This is a genomic window from Thermocaproicibacter melissae (genome assembly GCF_024498295.1).
In the GTDB taxonomy this organism is placed as follows: Bacteria; Bacillota; Clostridia; order Oscillospirales; family Acutalibacteraceae; genus Thermocaproicibacter; species Thermocaproicibacter melissae.
In genome coordinates, this window is record NZ_CP101827.1 from 447,513 (window position 1) to 462,398 (window position 14,886).

15 protein-coding genes are annotated in these 14,886 nt (G+C 49.9%); 12 read left to right on the forward strand and 3 right to left on the reverse strand.

Annotated features, from left to right (window positions below):
- Positions 1-201: 201 nt before the first annotated feature.
- On the forward strand, positions 202-1,509 hold the full coding sequence (locus NOG13_RS02230; RefSeq protein WP_283110678.1) for a cupin domain-containing protein: 1,308 nt from the start codon (positions 202-204) through the stop codon (positions 1,507-1,509).
- 50 nt (positions 1,510-1,559) lie between these two features.
- Here the strand turns inward: NOG13_RS02230 and NOG13_RS02235 are convergent, their stop codons facing one another.
- Positions 1,560-2,258, reverse strand: coding sequence for a DNA alkylation repair protein (locus NOG13_RS02235; protein ID WP_283110679.1), 699 nt, complete (start codon positions 2,256-2,258; stop codon positions 1,560-1,562).
- A 329-nt stretch (positions 2,259-2,587) separates the two neighbouring features.
- Between NOG13_RS02235 and NOG13_RS02240 the strand changes: the two genes are divergently transcribed.
- Positions 2,588-3,727: an HD-GYP domain-containing protein gene (locus tag NOG13_RS02240; protein WP_346347661.1), complete on the forward strand. Its 1,140-nt coding sequence runs from the start codon at positions 2,588-2,590 to the stop codon at positions 3,725-3,727.
- A 53-nt stretch (positions 3,728-3,780) separates the two neighbouring features.
- Here NOG13_RS02240 and NOG13_RS02245 read toward each other — a convergent pair whose 3' ends face one another.
- Both NOG13_RS02245 and NOG13_RS02250 read right to left on the reverse strand, forming a co-directional pair.
- The gene (locus NOG13_RS02245) at positions 3,781-3,969 is read right to left on the reverse strand and encodes a hypothetical protein (protein ID WP_283110680.1); all 189 of its coding nucleotides are present in this window, start codon (positions 3,967-3,969) and stop codon (positions 3,781-3,783) included.
- 51 nt (positions 3,970-4,020) lie between these two features.
- Positions 4,021-5,091 (reverse strand): sporulation protein, encoded by a 1,071-nt coding sequence (locus NOG13_RS02250; RefSeq protein WP_283110681.1) that lies wholly within the window; start codon positions 5,089-5,091, stop codon positions 4,021-4,023.
- Between the two features lie 147 nt (positions 5,092-5,238).
- Here NOG13_RS02250 and NOG13_RS02255 point away from each other — a divergent pair, with 147 nt between their 5' ends.
- The 10 genes from NOG13_RS02255 (at position 5,239) to NOG13_RS02300 (ending at position 14,810) form a co-directional block, all read left to right on the forward strand.
- A complete protein-coding gene (locus NOG13_RS02255) occupies positions 5,239-5,469 on the forward strand; it encodes a YabP/YqfC family sporulation protein (protein ID WP_283110682.1) in 231 nt (76 codons plus the stop codon).
- A gap of 8 nt (positions 5,470-5,477) precedes the next feature.
- Positions 5,478-6,659 carry a sporulation protein YqfD gene (locus tag NOG13_RS02260; RefSeq protein WP_283110683.1) on the forward strand — a complete coding sequence of 394 codons (1,182 nt, stop codon included), beginning with the start codon at positions 5,478-5,480 and terminating at the stop codon, positions 6,657-6,659.
- Positions 6,660-6,784: 125 nt separating this feature from the next.
- Positions 6,785-7,744 (forward strand): PhoH family protein, encoded by a 960-nt coding sequence (locus NOG13_RS02265; RefSeq protein WP_283110684.1) that lies wholly within the window; start codon positions 6,785-6,787, stop codon positions 7,742-7,744.
- 5 nt (positions 7,745-7,749) lie between these two features.
- On the forward strand, positions 7,750-8,259 hold the full coding sequence (gene ybeY, locus NOG13_RS02270) for an rRNA maturation RNase YbeY (RefSeq protein ID WP_283110685.1): 510 nt from the start codon (positions 7,750-7,752) through the stop codon (positions 8,257-8,259).
- A gap of 3 nt (positions 8,260-8,262) precedes the next feature.
- On the forward strand, positions 8,263-8,763 hold the full coding sequence (locus NOG13_RS02275) for a diacylglycerol kinase family protein (RefSeq protein ID WP_283110686.1): 501 nt from the start codon (positions 8,263-8,265) through the stop codon (positions 8,761-8,763).
- Complete coding sequence (gene era / locus NOG13_RS02280) at positions 8,756-9,679, forward strand: GTPase Era (RefSeq protein ID WP_283110687.1); 924 nt, start codon at positions 8,756-8,758, stop codon at positions 9,677-9,679. Before NOG13_RS02275 ends, era begins: the two co-directional genes overlap by 8 nt.
- Positions 9,680-9,950: 271 nt before the next feature.
- Positions 9,951-10,715 carry a DNA repair protein RecO gene (gene recO / locus NOG13_RS02285; protein ID WP_283110688.1) on the forward strand — a complete coding sequence of 255 codons (765 nt, stop codon included), beginning with the start codon at positions 9,951-9,953 and terminating at the stop codon, positions 10,713-10,715.
- Between the two features lie 86 nt (positions 10,716-10,801).
- Positions 10,802-11,725, forward strand: coding sequence for a metallophosphoesterase (locus tag NOG13_RS02290; protein WP_283110689.1), 924 nt, complete (start codon positions 10,802-10,804; stop codon positions 11,723-11,725).
- Positions 11,726-11,740: 15 nt separating this feature from the next.
- Positions 11,741-14,107, forward strand: a complete 2,367-nt coding sequence (locus tag NOG13_RS02295; protein WP_283110690.1) for an endonuclease MutS2 — start codon at positions 11,741-11,743, stop codon at positions 14,105-14,107.
- A 22-nt stretch (positions 14,108-14,129) separates the two neighbouring features.
- Positions 14,130-14,810 (forward strand): hypothetical protein, encoded by a 681-nt coding sequence (locus NOG13_RS02300; RefSeq protein WP_283110691.1) that lies wholly within the window; start codon positions 14,130-14,132, stop codon positions 14,808-14,810.
- Positions 14,811-14,886 lie beyond the last annotated feature (76 nt).

Below are 14,886 nucleotides of genomic sequence, written 5' to 3' on the forward strand. Positions count from 1 at the left end.
AGTATAACGATAAATTAATAACTTGTCAATAAAATTATATAAAACGGATTACAAATTATTAGAACGGACAGCACAAATTTTTGTGCCTTTCTTAATCGTGCGCGAAGATTCCGATTCTTAGTGATCTCCATTCCCTTCTATGATTAACCGCCAAAAAATGGGGATAACTAAGAAAAAAGCGAGAGCTTAGGAGGAATGTAGATGGATCGACGGTATTTTGAAAGAATGCAGGAAAAACTGGACCAGCTGAAAGCGGCGAACCGGCCGGAACCGATTCGGAGCGACGGGGCAGGTGCTCTTGACCTGGGGCCTAGGAACCTGCAGAGAGATGAGCAATCGCCCGATATGCTTGTACCTCCGGCAACAGACCACGGCCTGCTGCCGAACCTGAAGTTTTCTTTTTCAGACACTCATGTTGAAATCAAGCCGGGCGGGTGGTCGCGCGAAATCACAAAGCGCGAACTTCCGGTATCAGACACATTTGCCATCGTTGATATGAACCTTTCTCCGGGCGTTCGGGAAATGCATTCCCACCAGCAGTCGGAATTTGGTTTTGTGCTGGTCGGTGGCGCCCGCGTGACAGCCGTTGACGAAATGGGCCGCAATTTTATTGCGGACTGTAAACCCGGTGAGGGATGGATTTTTCCGAAGAATATTCCGCATTCCATTCAGGGGCTTCATGAGGGCTGCGAATTCTTGATGCTTTTTGATAAAGGCACTTATTCCGAAAACAATACGTTTTCAATCAGCGAGCTGTTCTCCCATCTGCCAAAAGATGTTTTGTCGGCGAATTTCGGGTGTCCGGAGTCCGTGTTTGACAAAATACCGAAGGAAGAAGTCTATATTACCGATGGCGGCGACCCGGGGCCGATTGAATCCCAGACCATTCAGTCACCGTATGGAACCGTTCCGAACACGTACAAGCATGAACTGATTAACGTCAAACCCATTATGGGGGAAGGCGGTAGCATCCGTATTCTGGACCAAAGGAATTTCCCTGCCTGCAAAACTGTTTCTTGCGCTATGGTTGAGGTAGAGCCCGGTGCCATGCGCGAGATCCATTGGCATACCAATAATGATGAATTCCAGTATTATATCCAGGGGCAGGCTCGGATGACGGTATTTATGCCCGGGCCGAAGGCACGCACGTTCAATTATCAGGCGGGCGACGTAGGCTATGTGCCGGTGGGCGGTTTCCACTATGTTCAAAATACCGGAAACGAAAAACTGATTTATCTGGAATTCTTCAACAGCGACCACTATTCGGACGTCTCGCTTGCCCAGTGGATGGCAAATACCCCGAAGGAAGTCATTCAGAGTATTTTGAACCTTCCGGATGATTTTATCAGCAAGCTGAAAAAAGAGACCTGCCCGGTAGTCCGTTACCCCGGCTATGAATTCCCGCCGGCGCAGGGTACACCGCAGAATGTAAAATACTTCAGGAATTTTGATTTCAAGAAAAGGGATGTTAAGCTCGGGGCAAGCGACGTCATGGGCCAGAATCAATAAAGAAATAAGGCTGCAGATTTATCATCTGCAGCCTTTCATCTATGGCTTATTTAATCCTTCACCTTCAAAGTCCGGAGATAAGCTTTTTGCTCATCCGTGATTCTGTAGCTTTCAATCGCCTTCTGAATCGCTTTGTTATGGGTCCACGTTTCCAGACGGTGCTGCTCGAGGAGCGGGAGAACAGCGTCATATTGTTTCGCCAGTGCCGTCGCAAAATACCATGCAATCATCATCTTTACATAGTATTCCTCGGACCTTACTGCCGCAACCATCTCCGGGTACTCCGGAAGAAAGAGGTCACCCAGGTAAAAAGTCATTAGCATTTCAATGGCGAAGCGAATCGTGTAAGTGTGACTCGACTTCAGCCATTCGCGAATTTTTTCGAGCAGTTCCGACGGCAGATGTTTTTTGAACACTTTGGGGCACATCATGTCGCAGGTGGCCCAGTTGTCCACATAGGGCAAAAACTTATCCAGGGAATCAATGACCTGGTCGTAATCCGTCATCAAATCAATGAGAAAGCCATGAAGGTTGTTCTCTTCATAATATTTGTGTGGCAGAATTTTCAGAAATTCGTTTGCTTCTGTTGTTCCGGAAAGTTCTTTTGCAATCTTACGCAGTTCGGGGGTGCGAACGCCAATTACGTTTTCGGGTGCAACAGTCGGAATCAACTTGCATTGAAAGCTGCGGTAGTTTAGGTCCTGCAATCCAAATAATCGGGATTGTATGTTCGCTTCAATACGGTTCATGCCGTTTTCTCCTTCCGTTTTTTATCTTTGCAGCACATCGGAAAGCGTAAGGAAAATTAAGCGTAAAAACAACAAAATTTAATAAAAAACAAAATAGCATTCCTTAATTGTTTAATAATAAATACCAAAAATTCAAGAAAATTTTGCCGTAAATCATGTATTTTTCTTTATTGTAAAAAATCACAGTCGCCATTTCTGTTATAATAAAACAAATATACGAATTTTTGTATACAAAATTTTCAAGTAAAGCGTGTGATCATTTGTTGCTGAATATCAATGAGTTCCTAATTTCTTTATCACGGACATTGGATTTTGCTGAAAAAGAAATTTTGCCAACACATTCCAATCACGGAATGCGTGTTGCGTATATTTCTGCGCGCCTTGCGAAGAAAATCGGTTTTTCTGAGTCTAGCCTTTTCGATTTAATTTCCTATTCACTCCTTCATGATAACGGCGTAATGGCTTCTCTTCGCAAGATGAAGGATAAAGGAGTTACTATTAGTACAGATAGTGGTGCGGTTGAGGCAATGCCTTTGCACTGCATCGAGGGTGAAAAAAATCTTGCGAACTTTCCGTTCCTGATGAAGCGTGAAAACGTGATTCTTTATCACCACGAGAATTACGACGGAAGCGGATTCTTCGGCATTGCAGGCAACAAGATTCCAATCTTTTCACGAATCATCCATCTGGCGGACTTGATGGCAATTTGGTATTCCAGCGGTATGGGAACGGATCAAGTTATGGATTCCATCGTCCAGAATGTACATATGTTTGATCCGGATTTGTGTGAAGCGGCTCTGGAACTGAGCGCCAATGTGGAGTTTTGGCTCGACCTGAATGATATGTTTGTACAGCGGGCGCTTGTTGCGATGCAGCCTAAAGTGAGCCGTGAGTTTGACTTCCGAAAGCTCCGCGAGATTTCTCAGATTTTCAGCCGAATCATCGACGCCAAGTCGCCGTTTACCGGTTCTCATTCGCGGGGAATCAGTGAAAAGACCGGATTTATCTGCCAGTATTATGAATTTGACGAGCAAACGTATTGGCAAATGCGTGTTGCAGCCGACCTGCATGATTTGGGAAAATTGATTGTACCGAGTTCGATTCTGGATAAGCCCGGAAAGCTTAGCAGGGACGAATTCCGCATGATTCAGGCCCATCCGTATTATACCCGCAAAATTTTGGAGCGGATTGATGGCTTTGAAGAGATTACCGAATGGGCTTCCAATCACCATGAAAAACTGAATGGCTCCGGCTATCCCTATGGGCGCGACAGCAGCAATCTTGATTTCAATTCCCGCATCCTTGCTTGCGTTGATATCTATCAGGCCTTAACAGAGGATAGGCCGTACCGGAAGGCTATGGAGCATCGGAAAGCAATTAACATCATGAAAGATATGGCTGCCCAAGGGCAGATTGAAGCCTCCGTCACGGAGGATATGGATTCTATTTTTTCCGGCGTTATGAACTGAATAAGAAAAAATAAGGAGACCACTTAAAATGCGGCCTCCTTTTCTGTTGGAATTTACAGCTCGAAATCATCTTTGCTGAAATGGCGGAGCGGAGGAGGATTTTCAGGTGTACGCTTGAGCGGGTCATAGCGAAAGCGGCTGCAGGGCTTCTTGTCGGTACCGCATTTATTTTCATCGGCATAATAACACAGGGAGCAGTCAGGTTCAATTTTATTTCCAAAAAGTTTTTTTCTTTTGAACATGAATTCATCCCCTGTAAAAAATTTTGTGGGTTCAATCTTAAAAGAATTATATCATTTTGTATCGTCAATTTCCAGCTTTTGATGCGGCATGGAAAACAGCAGAACGACGCAAAGCAGGGCAAGCGCTGCCGCCGCGGGAATGGAGCCGGAGGTGGCGCCAACAATGGGTTCGTAAGTGTTTGTAAAAGTCTCGGCACACGGGGGAAAAAGCTGTGTCAGGCACCAGCAGACCAGAGCCGAAATACATCCCTGTATCAGGCGGCAGAGAGCAAAACGGCCTTTGCGAATCTGTATCGAGCCGAGGCAGGCAATCACTTGCAGATGAACACAGATTCCGCCCCAACCCATCGCAAGCGCAAAACACCAGAGAGGTGCTCCGGTGCGGGCGAGGTCAGCACAGCCGCCCGTCACTTCGAGAACCGCGGAACAGAAAACGGAAACAACGGGCGAAGTCAGCGCCATCCGCAGCAGGTTCATTCCTGCGGCAAACAAAATCACAAGGCAGCACATCATCAGCGTAGAGTAAGCTGCATCTGCGGCAGAAACGATAAATGCCTCCGCGGTCCCGTGCTGTGTCGTGTTCCGTTTCGCAGCATCGCGAGCAGTATCTTTCTTCCGCCGCGCGGGCAGACCGGAGAGAATCCCCATAATCAAAAAGGAAATCAGCTGAGAAGCAAACAGAACAGCTCCCGCCTGCGCATTCCCGAGAAATCCGATGCCGACAGCCGTAATGACGAACGATGGCCCCGCATTGACGCAGAAATACATCATCTGTTCTGCCTGCTTATCCGTAATTAGGCCTTCTGAGCGAAGCGCCGCCGCGGAACGCGCTCCGGCGGGGTAGCCTCCAATGACGCTCATCACGACGGAGACAGCCGCGCTGCCGGGGAGGTGGAACAATGCCTGCGTCGGCTTTTCGAGCACGGCGCCGAGTTTTTCCGCGAGCCCGCATTTCACGACGAAAACCGAGAGGACCATAAACGGGTAAAGGGAAGGAAGCAGGATGTTGAGTGAATACTCCACGCCGTTTCTTGCTCCCTGCGCCGCCTGAGCCGGAAAGATCAGCAGAGCGCACGCCGCCGTCAGTACAGCCGCAAGCAGCAAACCCGAACTTTTACCCACAGAACCACCTCATTGATTGCAACCGCCTGTAAAGAACGCAGCCGGTCCAAACTATTGATTCAGCCATATATATGCGGAACGGATAATTCCTCATTCCGCCGCATAGCATTTACCGAGAGGTGGGGTAGGATGCGCAGGCCGGGGAAAATGCTTGAAATGTCCGGGCTTTCCATACAGTCACATATGGAACTGAACGGAAACCGCGAAGCAGTCGTGGAAGGATGCGGCGGCGTCCTGGAATACGACGAGACCGTTGTCCGCGTCCGCACGCCGAACCATGTCGTCCGCTTTACCGGAAGGGGCCTTACCATCCGCTGCTTAACGGCTGATGCTCTTGTTGTAACCGGCTACATCACAGGAATTGAATTTCTGGACTGAGGTGTTCCATGCTTTCACTTAATCTGACTCGCTGGCTGATCGGCTATGTCCGTTTCCGCGTTCATGGAGGCAGCCCGGAACGGTTTTATACCGCCTGTGCCAGAAAAGGCATCTATCTGTGGGATATCCGCGCAGGCAAGAATATGGGAGCCTGTGTCGCGGCGCGCAAATATCGGGCTTTGCGGCCGCTTGCCCGCAGAGCCGGCTGCCGCCTGAAAATCCGCGAAAAACATGGCCTTCCGTTTTTGCTGTACAAGACACGTGGGCACATGGGCCTTTGGGCTGGGGCGGCAGCGTTTCTCATCATCGCTTTCATTCTTTCCCTGCGGGTGTGGTGTGTGGAGATTACCGGAGATTCTCCCTATCCTGCCGCGCAGCTTGAAAAAGCTCTGGCTGCCGAGGGGCTTTCTCCGGGAACGTGGAGAAGTTCCATTGATCCAAGGGCGCTGGCACAGAAAATTATGCTGAAGTTTCCGGAAATCCGGTGGATGAGCGTTAATCTGCAAGGGTGTAGGGCGGAAGTCGTCGTTCAGAAAAAAGTGGAGAAGCCGAAAATCGCAGACCTAAAAAGCATCTGCAACATCAAGGCTTCCGAAACCGGTCAGATTATTTCCATGAAAGTTTACGCCGGAACCCCGCTTGTAAAAAAGGGAGACGCGGTTGTTAAGGATCAGCTCTTGGTAGATTCCGTCGTAGTCGACCAGACCGGCGGCAGTACGCTGACCCATGCCTCCGCCGAAATCATAGCCGAAACAAAGCATAGCTTTACGGTTCGGGTGCAGCAGAAACAGAAAAAAACGGTGCTTACGGGGAATAAAGTTTACCGTCGAAATCTCGATATATTTAATGCACGGTTTCCACTTACCTTTCAAAGAAAACCGGGGGCTGGGTGGAGCGTGTCGCGGTCACAGTCCAGAATTTCTATGTTCGGCGTGCTGCTCCCGCTCGGCATCTACGAAGAAGAATGGTCGGAAGCTCAGATTGCGGAAACGATGTTGACGAAAGACGAAACACGGGCTCTTGCCAAAAAGGAAGTGGAACGCAAGACGAAAGAAATTCTTCCTTCTGGTAAGGTTATTTCCTCAAAAATCAATGAAAAATGGGGAAATGACATGCTCGAAGAAAGCGTATTATTGGTATGCGAAGAAAATATTGCAAAGGAATCGCCGATATTCATAAAAGATTCATAAAATTTTGTATATAATATTGCTATTAATTTCGTAGAAGGTTTTTTGTGTTCGTGGTATAATGGAATCATTCCGGTATCGCCGGAATCAGATTTTATTGCTGCGGCTCAAACCGTTCAGGTGATGGGATGTTTGAAGAAAAGATAAATATTGAAGATGATAACCAGACAGCTGCCCTGTTTGGCAGCTTTGACGGAAATATCCGTCTGGTTGAGCAGCAGTACCATGTTGAAATTGTCTGCCGCGACAACGAACTGAAAGTTTCCGGGGAACCGGAAGACGTAGAACAAGCCGTGCGCGCATTGAAAAGCTTGATTGCTTTGGCAAACCGCGGTGAGATAATAAACGAGCAGAATGTTCGCTATTGCTTTGAACTGGTTCGCGAAGGAAACGAACGGAAAATCGAGGCGCTTGCAGGCGACTGCATCTGCCTGACGTCAAAAGGCAAACCGGTTAAGCCAAAGACGCTTGGTCAAAAACGCTATTGCACGGCAATCGAGTCCAATACCATAACATTCGGCATCGGGCCGGCCGGAACGGGTAAAACCTACCTTGCCGTGGCGCTTGCCGTCAAGGCTTTCCGCGCACAGCAGGTCAGCAGGATTATTTTGACTCGCCCTGCCGTGGAGGCGGGTGAAAAACTCGGCTTTCTTCCCGGAGATTTACAGCAGAAAGTCGATCCTTACCTGCGCCCTCTTTATGACGCGTTGTTTGATATGCTGGGGGCCGAAACATACCAGAAGTATGTTGAGCGCGGCAACATAGAAGTTGCACCGCTTGCTTATATGCGCGGAAGAACGTTGGACGACAGCTTTATCATTCTCGACGAGGCTCAGAACACTACGCCGGAACAGATGAAGATGTTTCTTACGCGGCTTGGGTTCGGTTCCAAAATGGTTATTACAGGAGACGTTACGCAGATTGATCTACCGGACGGCAAACGTTCCGGCCTGAAACATGTCCTGCATATTCTGAGGAATGTTGATGACATTGCGCAGATTCGTTTTACGGAAAAAGATGTTGTCCGCCACAGATTGGTGCAGGAAATCATAAAAGCTTATGAGAAATATGAAGAAGCGGGGCGGTGATTACCATGGAAAAAGTCAAGGTGATTATTGATAACAGGCAGAAGGCAGTCAAAATACCGACGGGCCTTAGGATGCTTGTGCGGCGCTGTTGTACTGCCGTACTTAGAATGGAGAAGTTTGAGGGACCTGCGGAGGTCAGTGTGGTCTTCGTTGACAATGAGCAGATCCACAAGCTGAATTTGCAGTATCGCAATAAGGACATGCCTACCGATGTTTTGTCCTTCCCAATGGGAGAGAACGGAGTTTACGACATAAACCACTCAACCGGTGCAAAAATTCTCGGAGATATCGTGATTTCCATGGAAAAAGCTGTGGAGCAGGCAGAACGCTACGGCCACAGCCTTGAGCGCGAGGTCGGTTATCTCACAGCCCATTCCATGCTGCATCTTCTCGGCTATGACCATGAGCAGGGTGGCATTGAAAGGGTTCATATGCGCGAGAAAGAAGAACTAGTCATGACGGAGCTTGGCCTGCCGAGCACAAGCAGTTATGTACTTGAAGAAGATGAGGAATAGAACTTGCGGTTTTTGAACAGTTTTCGTTGTGCTTTCCGAGGAATCGGTTACTGCATCAATCATGAACGAAATATGCGGATACACATTGTCGTCGCACTATATGTGTTCGCTTTTTCGTTCTTTTTTCATTTGAACAGAACAGAATACGCCGTGCTTTTTCTTACCTTTGCGGCTGTTTTCATGGGTGAACTGCTGAATACCTCGGCAGAAACCATCTGCAACCGCATGGCGGAGCACTATGATCCCGGCATCCGCAAAATTAAGGACCTTGCGTCAGGTGCCGTTCTGATGGGCGCCCTTTTTTCACTGGGCGTTGCGGTCTGCCTGTTCTGGAAGCCTGAGAGTTTTCAGCTTATGCTGACTTATTTTTGCGAAAACCCGGGCATGATAGTTCTTGTTGCCGCAGCGACGGCGATCAGCCTGATTTTTATTGAGTTAGGTCCACTTGGCGTAAAGGACAAGCTCTTCCGAAAAAAAGCAGAAAGAGGGAAACACCGTGGCTGAATCACCGGAACAAAAAACAGCGTTTATTTCCATTGTCGGGCGGCCGAATGTCGGCAAATCATCAATTCTCAATGCACTGCTTGGCACGAAGGTTGCCATTGTTTCTCATAAACCGCAGACAACACGCACCCGCATCATGGGCGTGCTGACACAAGCGGAAACCCAATTGGTCTTTATCGACACACCCGGACTTTTGAAACCGCGCAACCGTCTCGGAGAATACATGGTCAAGTCGGTTTTGGAGTCCGTCTCCGGTGTGGACGCCTGCTTGCTGGTGGAAGAAGCGGGCAGGAAGGTTTCCCCGTCTTCGCGGGAGCTGATTCAAAGGTTTCAGGCACAGAAAATTCCGGCGGTGCTTGCCATCAACAAAATTGACCTCTTGGCCGATAAATCTGTCCTAATGGCGCAGATTGCCGAGCTTTCTTCCCTCTATCCGTTTGAGGCGGTTGTTCCGGTTTCGGCTGTTAAGAACGACGGAATTGACGAACTCACCGAAGAGCTCAAGAAGCTTGCTCATCCGGAAATTCACTTCTTTGACGACGATGCCCTGACGGATCAGCCGGAGCGCGTCCTTGCGGGTGAAATCGTCCGAGAAAAGATTCTCCGCCTCTTGAGCAGTGAAGTTCCTCACGGAGTCGCCGTTGTCGTCGAGCGTATGTCGGCGAGGGATGACGGCAGCGGAATCACCGATATCTCTGCGGTTATCTACTGCGAAAAGGAATCCCACAAAGGTATCATCATCGGCAAAAACGGTTCCATGCTGAAAAAAATCGGCACCTATGCCCGCGAGGATATGGAACGCTTTTTCGGGTGTAAAATCAATCTAAAACTATGGGTCAGGGTCAAAGAAGACTGGAGAAACCGGGAAGCTGCGCTCAGAGCAATGGGATATGATAGCTCCGCTTTCGACAGCTGAAAACATATTTCGCTGAAATACAAACAGCAAAATATGTAATATTATGGTTTCTATTCATACAATTACCTCTTATAGAAACGCCTCCTCTGCAAATACTTGTTACCGGAAAGATTCAACCGGGTAACACCGGTTTTTACAGAGGAGCGGTTAGCTATGGACGAAAAGACAGCCTGGGATGTTTTCCGCCGTACCGGAACGGTACGCGATTACCTGACGTACACACAGTGCAAGGCAAAATCCCAACAGGCACAGTCAAAACGGGAGGACCAGAATGAAGATCGACGCCCGGGGCCTGGTGGTTTCGGAGAAACGCGTGGGTGAAGGAGACCGCCTGGTCACAGTCCTGACGGGGGAACGAGGCATTTTGCGTGCATTCGTTCGCCAGTCGAGGCGAGCCGGTTCTGGCCGGCTTTCCGCTACAAGACTTTTTACTTATTCCCGCTTTTCCATTTTTGAAGGGCGGGATAGTTACATAATTGACGACGCCCAGCCAATCGAAGTCTTTTTTGGCCTTCGAGAGGATATTGGGCGCCTTTCGCTTGCCCAGTATTTCTGCGAACTGGCCGTTGTCCTCGCTCCGCAGGATTCCGAAGCGGAGATGTTCCTTCGCCTTCTGCTAAACGCGATGTACTTTTTGAGTAAAAATATGAGACCCGAAGCGGTGCTCAAGGCAGCCGTGGAGATGCGGATGATGTCATTTGCCGGCTATATGCCGAACCTCATCTGCTGCGCGGATTGCGGGTGCTACGAATCGGAAACCATGTATTTCCTGCCGAGGAGCGGAAGAATTCTGTGCGGCAATTGCTGCGGTAAGCAGCAGCCGGAACCGATGTATTTGCTCCATCCCGGAGCCATGACTGCTTTGCGCCACACGGTTTATGCCGATTTTGATAAGCTCTTTTCCTTCCGTGTTTCGGAGGAGGCCGCAAAGGAATTGTCTGCCGCCTCGGAACACTATGTGTTGGAAACGCTTCAGCGCGGATTTGCCACACTCGATTTTTACCATCAGATGACAAATGGGGCAAAAATATCGTGAAGCGCAGGTTTCCTCACAGTGTTTTGCGCCTTTACTATTTGCTATAAAAAATTTTAGAATAACACAATTACAGCGGGAGAATATTTTTGAAAAAATCAATTTCTTTTTCAAAACGGCCGTATGCTGCATATCATGATACCCTGTATGGAGAAAAACAGCTCATCAAGCGCGTTTTTCGTTCCATCGCTCCGTTATGCCCGGAAAATGCCATGCTGCGTACTTCCGAGTATATAGTTTCGTCTGCAAAAATCCCAGCTTCGTTTGATGGGTTTCGCATTGCCCAATTATCCGACCTGCACGGGAACCCTTCTCCGAAGTGCGTTCAGAAATTTGTGCAGAGAATCAATGACTTCAAGCCGGATGCAATCGTTATCACCGGGGATTTTGCGGATGAGTGGATTCAGGATTTTCACTCGCTGTTCCGGCTTGCCGAAACTCTCTGCAAGAAATGTACCGTGTATTTTGCATACGGCAACCATGAGCAAAAGCTGTCTACAAAGAATCGGCGCTTTTTCATTCGAGAATTGCGGGAACGAGGAGTTCATGTCTTGAACAACCGTTCGGAAAAACTGGAGCGAAACGGCGAGAACATCACGTTTTGCGGCATACGCGTGCCGTTGCGGTTTTATCGCTGGAAAAATTGGGATTCACGCAAACCCGCCGTGTTTACAAAAAAACAGATGGAGAATCTTGTCGGGCAGCATGATGCTTCGTTTACAGTGCTGCTGGCCCATAATCCGTTATTTTTTGATACTTATGCGGAATGGGGCGCGGAGCTTACCTTAAGCGGCCATGTTCACGGCGGAATGGTTCGCATTCCGCACTTCGGCGGACTGTTGTCTCCGGAGCGTAAATTTTTTCCGCAGTACAGCGCCGGGCTGTACCGCATGGAAAACAAACAACTGATCGTCAGCACAGGTCTGGGAAAATATCCCAGACTCAACAATCCGCCTGAATTGGTGCTGATTACTTTACACCATACATCGTGCAGAAATACAGGCAAGCCTTGAGAAAGGATTTTTGAAATGCAGTACGATTGGAAAAAACACGCCAAAGCGCTTGAGCTCGATAAAATTCTGAACCTGCTCGCAGAGCAGGCTGCATGTGAAGACGCTGCGCAGGCAGCATTGCAACTAGAACCGTCGCCGAGCGACGCGGAGCGCCTCCTTCAGGAAACCGACGACGCTTTCGGCCTGATGGCGCGCTTCGGTTCCCCGTCTTTCGGGGGCCTTACCAATGTAACGGATTCTCTTCACCGCGCTCAGGCAGGCGGAATGCTCACTATGGCGGAGCTGTTGAAAATCGCCTCCGTCCTTCGGACCCTGCGCGGGATTAAGGAGTGGCGCGATAAGTGCGAAGGGGTCAAAACCTGCCTTGATGAGCGGTTTAGCCTCATCACGGCGAATCCGTACCTCGAAAACCAAATCAGCGAAGCAATTCTCTCGGAAGAAGAGATGGCAGACAACGCTTCGCCCGCGCTTGCGGAAATCCGCAGGAAAATCCGTCAATCGTCCGCCCGAGCCCGCGAAGTGCTTGACCGGATGATTCATTCCGCCACTTACCAGAAGTACCTTCAGGAGCCGATTGTAACCATCCGTGAAGGGCGTTTTGTTGTGCCTGTTAAAGCGGAGTATCGCTCCGAGATTCCGGGCCTTGTGCACGATACTTCGGCAAGCGGCTCAACGGTTTTTATTGAGCCGATGGGCGCCGTGGAAGCAAATAACCGCGTCAAAGAGCTCCTTTCTCAGGAGAAAAAGGAGATGGAGCGCGTCCTCTATGCGCTTTCTGCGGAAGCCGGCAATTTTGCGGACACGATTGTGCGCAGCTACGGCCTTGCGGTGTCGCTCAGTGTTGTGTTCGCCAAGGCGTCGCTGGCCTACCGCATGAAAGCAACACGGCCGAAACTCAACGACAAGGGAAGAATCGTCCTTCACCGCGCGCGCCATCCGCTCATTGATAAAGACAAGGTTGTCCCGACGGATATCGAGCTTGGAACAACCTTTGATACCCTTGTCATCACCGGCCCGAACACCGGCGGTAAGACCGTTTCGCTCAAAACAGTCGGCCTTCTGACGCTGATGGCGATGTGCGGCTTGATGATTCCTGCGGCGGAAGGGAGCGAACTTTCCGTTTTCACCCAGGTGCTTGCCGACATCGGCGATGAACAGAGCATCGAGCAGTCGCTTTCGACGTTTTCTGCACACATGAAGAATATAATAGAAATCATACAGCGCGCGGATGAACATAGTCTTGTCTTGCTCGATGAACTGGGAGCCGGCACTGACCCCGTAGAGGGCGCCGCCCTCGCGGAATCCATTCTGGAGGAGCTTCGTTCCAAAGGAGCGAAAATCGCCGCAACTACGCATTATGCCGAGCTAAAAGCCTATGCCTTGCAGACGAGCGGCGTCGAGAACGCCAGCTGCGAGTTTGACGTAGCAACGCTTCGCCCGACTTATCGCCTTTTAATCGGAATGCCGGGCCGTTCCAACGCATTCGCAATTTCTCTTCGCCTCGGAATGAACCCTGCTGTGGTAGACCGTGCCAAAGAGCTCGTTTCCGGTGAGAACCGGCGTTTCGAGGACGTAGTCCAAAACCTTGAGGAAAGCCGCAGACAACTGGAAAATGAGCGTGAAGAAGCCCGCCGCATGAGGGAGGAAGCTGAGCTTGCCCGCCGCGAAGCGGAAGAAGCGCGCAGCAAGGTGCAGAGAGAAGCAGACCGCGCCATTGCGCAGGCACGCGAAAAATCGGCTCAGCTTGTTGCGCAGACCCGGGCACAAATCGATGCTCTCCTGAATGAGATGGATGAAATCCGCAAGCAGAAAAACAAAGGGATTACAGCCGAACAAAAAGCAAAACTCAATGCAGGACTTCGTTCTCTGGAACGTACAGCGGACCCTGTCAGCAAAAAGCAGGACTCCGATTACCGTTTGCCGCGTCCTCTCAAGGTCGGCGATACGGTGCTGATTTTTGACATTGATAAAAAAGCTACGGTCCTTCGCCTGCCGGAGGGCAATCCACCCGAAGTCCTCGTTCAGGCGGGAATTCTGCAGACTCGCGTTCCTTTGTCTAATCTGCGCCTCTTGCAGGAAAAGCAGCAGAAGCAAATCTTCCGAACAGTCACTAGCAACGTAAGCCGCGCTCAGGTTCCTGCCGCAAGGGAAGTGGATGTCCGAGGCCTTACAGCGGAAGAGGCACTAATGGAGGTCGACCGTGCGATTGATGCCGCCGTGCTTTCCGGCGTCGGGCAGCTGACGATTATTCACGGAAAGGGCACGGGCGTACTTCGCAGGGCGGTGCAGACTCACATGAAAAATCACCCGCAGGTGAAAAGATACCGTCTTGGAACATTCGGGGAAGGGGAGTCCGGCGTTACAATCGTTGAACTGAAGTAAACGAAACGGAGGTCTCTTCATAATGGAATCCATCGTGCCGTATGGTGTGCGTGGCCCGCAGAAGCAAAACCAAAATAAGGGGCTCATGGAGGGCGTTGCGATTTTCATTGTGGTAATCGTGGCAGCCTGTGTTACGGTAGGGCTGATGTTCAGTAACCCGTACGCGGGCAGAAACCTCGAGAACATTGAGCCTTCCGACACTTTGGCTCGCACAGCGGCGGCATCGGTTCTCACAGGGAAAGAGAACACCTTTTCCAGCGACGAAGTAAATGCATACCTTGCCTATCTTGTGAGGAAATATGATGGCCAGATTCAAACGGGGGATTTGCAGATTCAGGCCGTTGCGATTGCCGGTGGCTCCGGAAAAAGCGCGGATGTCTACATTCCGGTCGTTTACCAAGGCAAAAATCTGGCCGTGACGCTGAATGTTACCCCTTCGCTTGATACGAAGGAGCAGAAACTCCGGTTTGAGGTAAATTCGGCGAAAATCGGCCGCCTTGCTGTGCCGGTCAACTGGCTGCTGGATAAGGCGGAGGATCACCTGCCGAAGGATTTTCAGCGTGACGGGAACCGCTTTTCGTGCAAGGCGCCATCATTTGAAGCTTCCCTCCTCGGAATTACCGCCTCCGCAGGGTTGACGAAGCTGGAGATGAACGACGGCCAACTGAAACTTGCGGCAAAAGTGCATATTACCTTAGGGTGACAAGAAAAAAGCCTTGACACCCGAAGGACGATCTTGTATAATTTCAGGTGTAAAGATTTATTGCTTTACATAAGGC

Coding starts and splice junctions, on each gene's coding strand:
- NOG13_RS02265 (WP_283110684.1), top strand. CDS start 6,785: ATGTTTGAAGAAAAGATAAATATTGAAGATGATAACCAGACAGCTGCC.
- NOG13_RS02300 (WP_283110691.1), top strand. CDS start 14,130: ATGGAATCCATCGTGCCGTATGGTGTGCGTGGCCCGCAGAAGCAAAAC.
- NOG13_RS02230 (WP_283110678.1), top strand. CDS start 202: ATGGATCGACGGTATTTTGAAAGAATGCAGGAAAAACTGGACCAGCTG.
- NOG13_RS02260 (WP_283110683.1), top strand. CDS start 5,478: ATGCTTTCACTTAATCTGACTCGCTGGCTGATCGGCTATGTCCGTTTC.
- recO (WP_283110688.1), top strand. CDS start 9,951: ATGAAGATCGACGCCCGGGGCCTGGTGGTTTCGGAGAAACGCGTGGGT.
- NOG13_RS02295 (WP_283110690.1), top strand. CDS start 11,741: ATGCAGTACGATTGGAAAAAACACGCCAAAGCGCTTGAGCTCGATAAA.
- NOG13_RS02245 (WP_283110680.1), bottom strand. CDS start 3,969: ATGTTCAAAAGAAAAAAACTTTTTGGAAATAAAATTGAACCTGACTGC.
- NOG13_RS02255 (WP_283110682.1), top strand. CDS start 5,239: ATGCTTGAAATGTCCGGGCTTTCCATACAGTCACATATGGAACTGAAC.
- NOG13_RS02235 (WP_283110679.1), bottom strand. CDS start 2,258: ATGAACCGTATTGAAGCGAACATACAATCCCGATTATTTGGATTGCAG.
- ybeY (WP_283110685.1), top strand. CDS start 7,750: ATGGAAAAAGTCAAGGTGATTATTGATAACAGGCAGAAGGCAGTCAAA.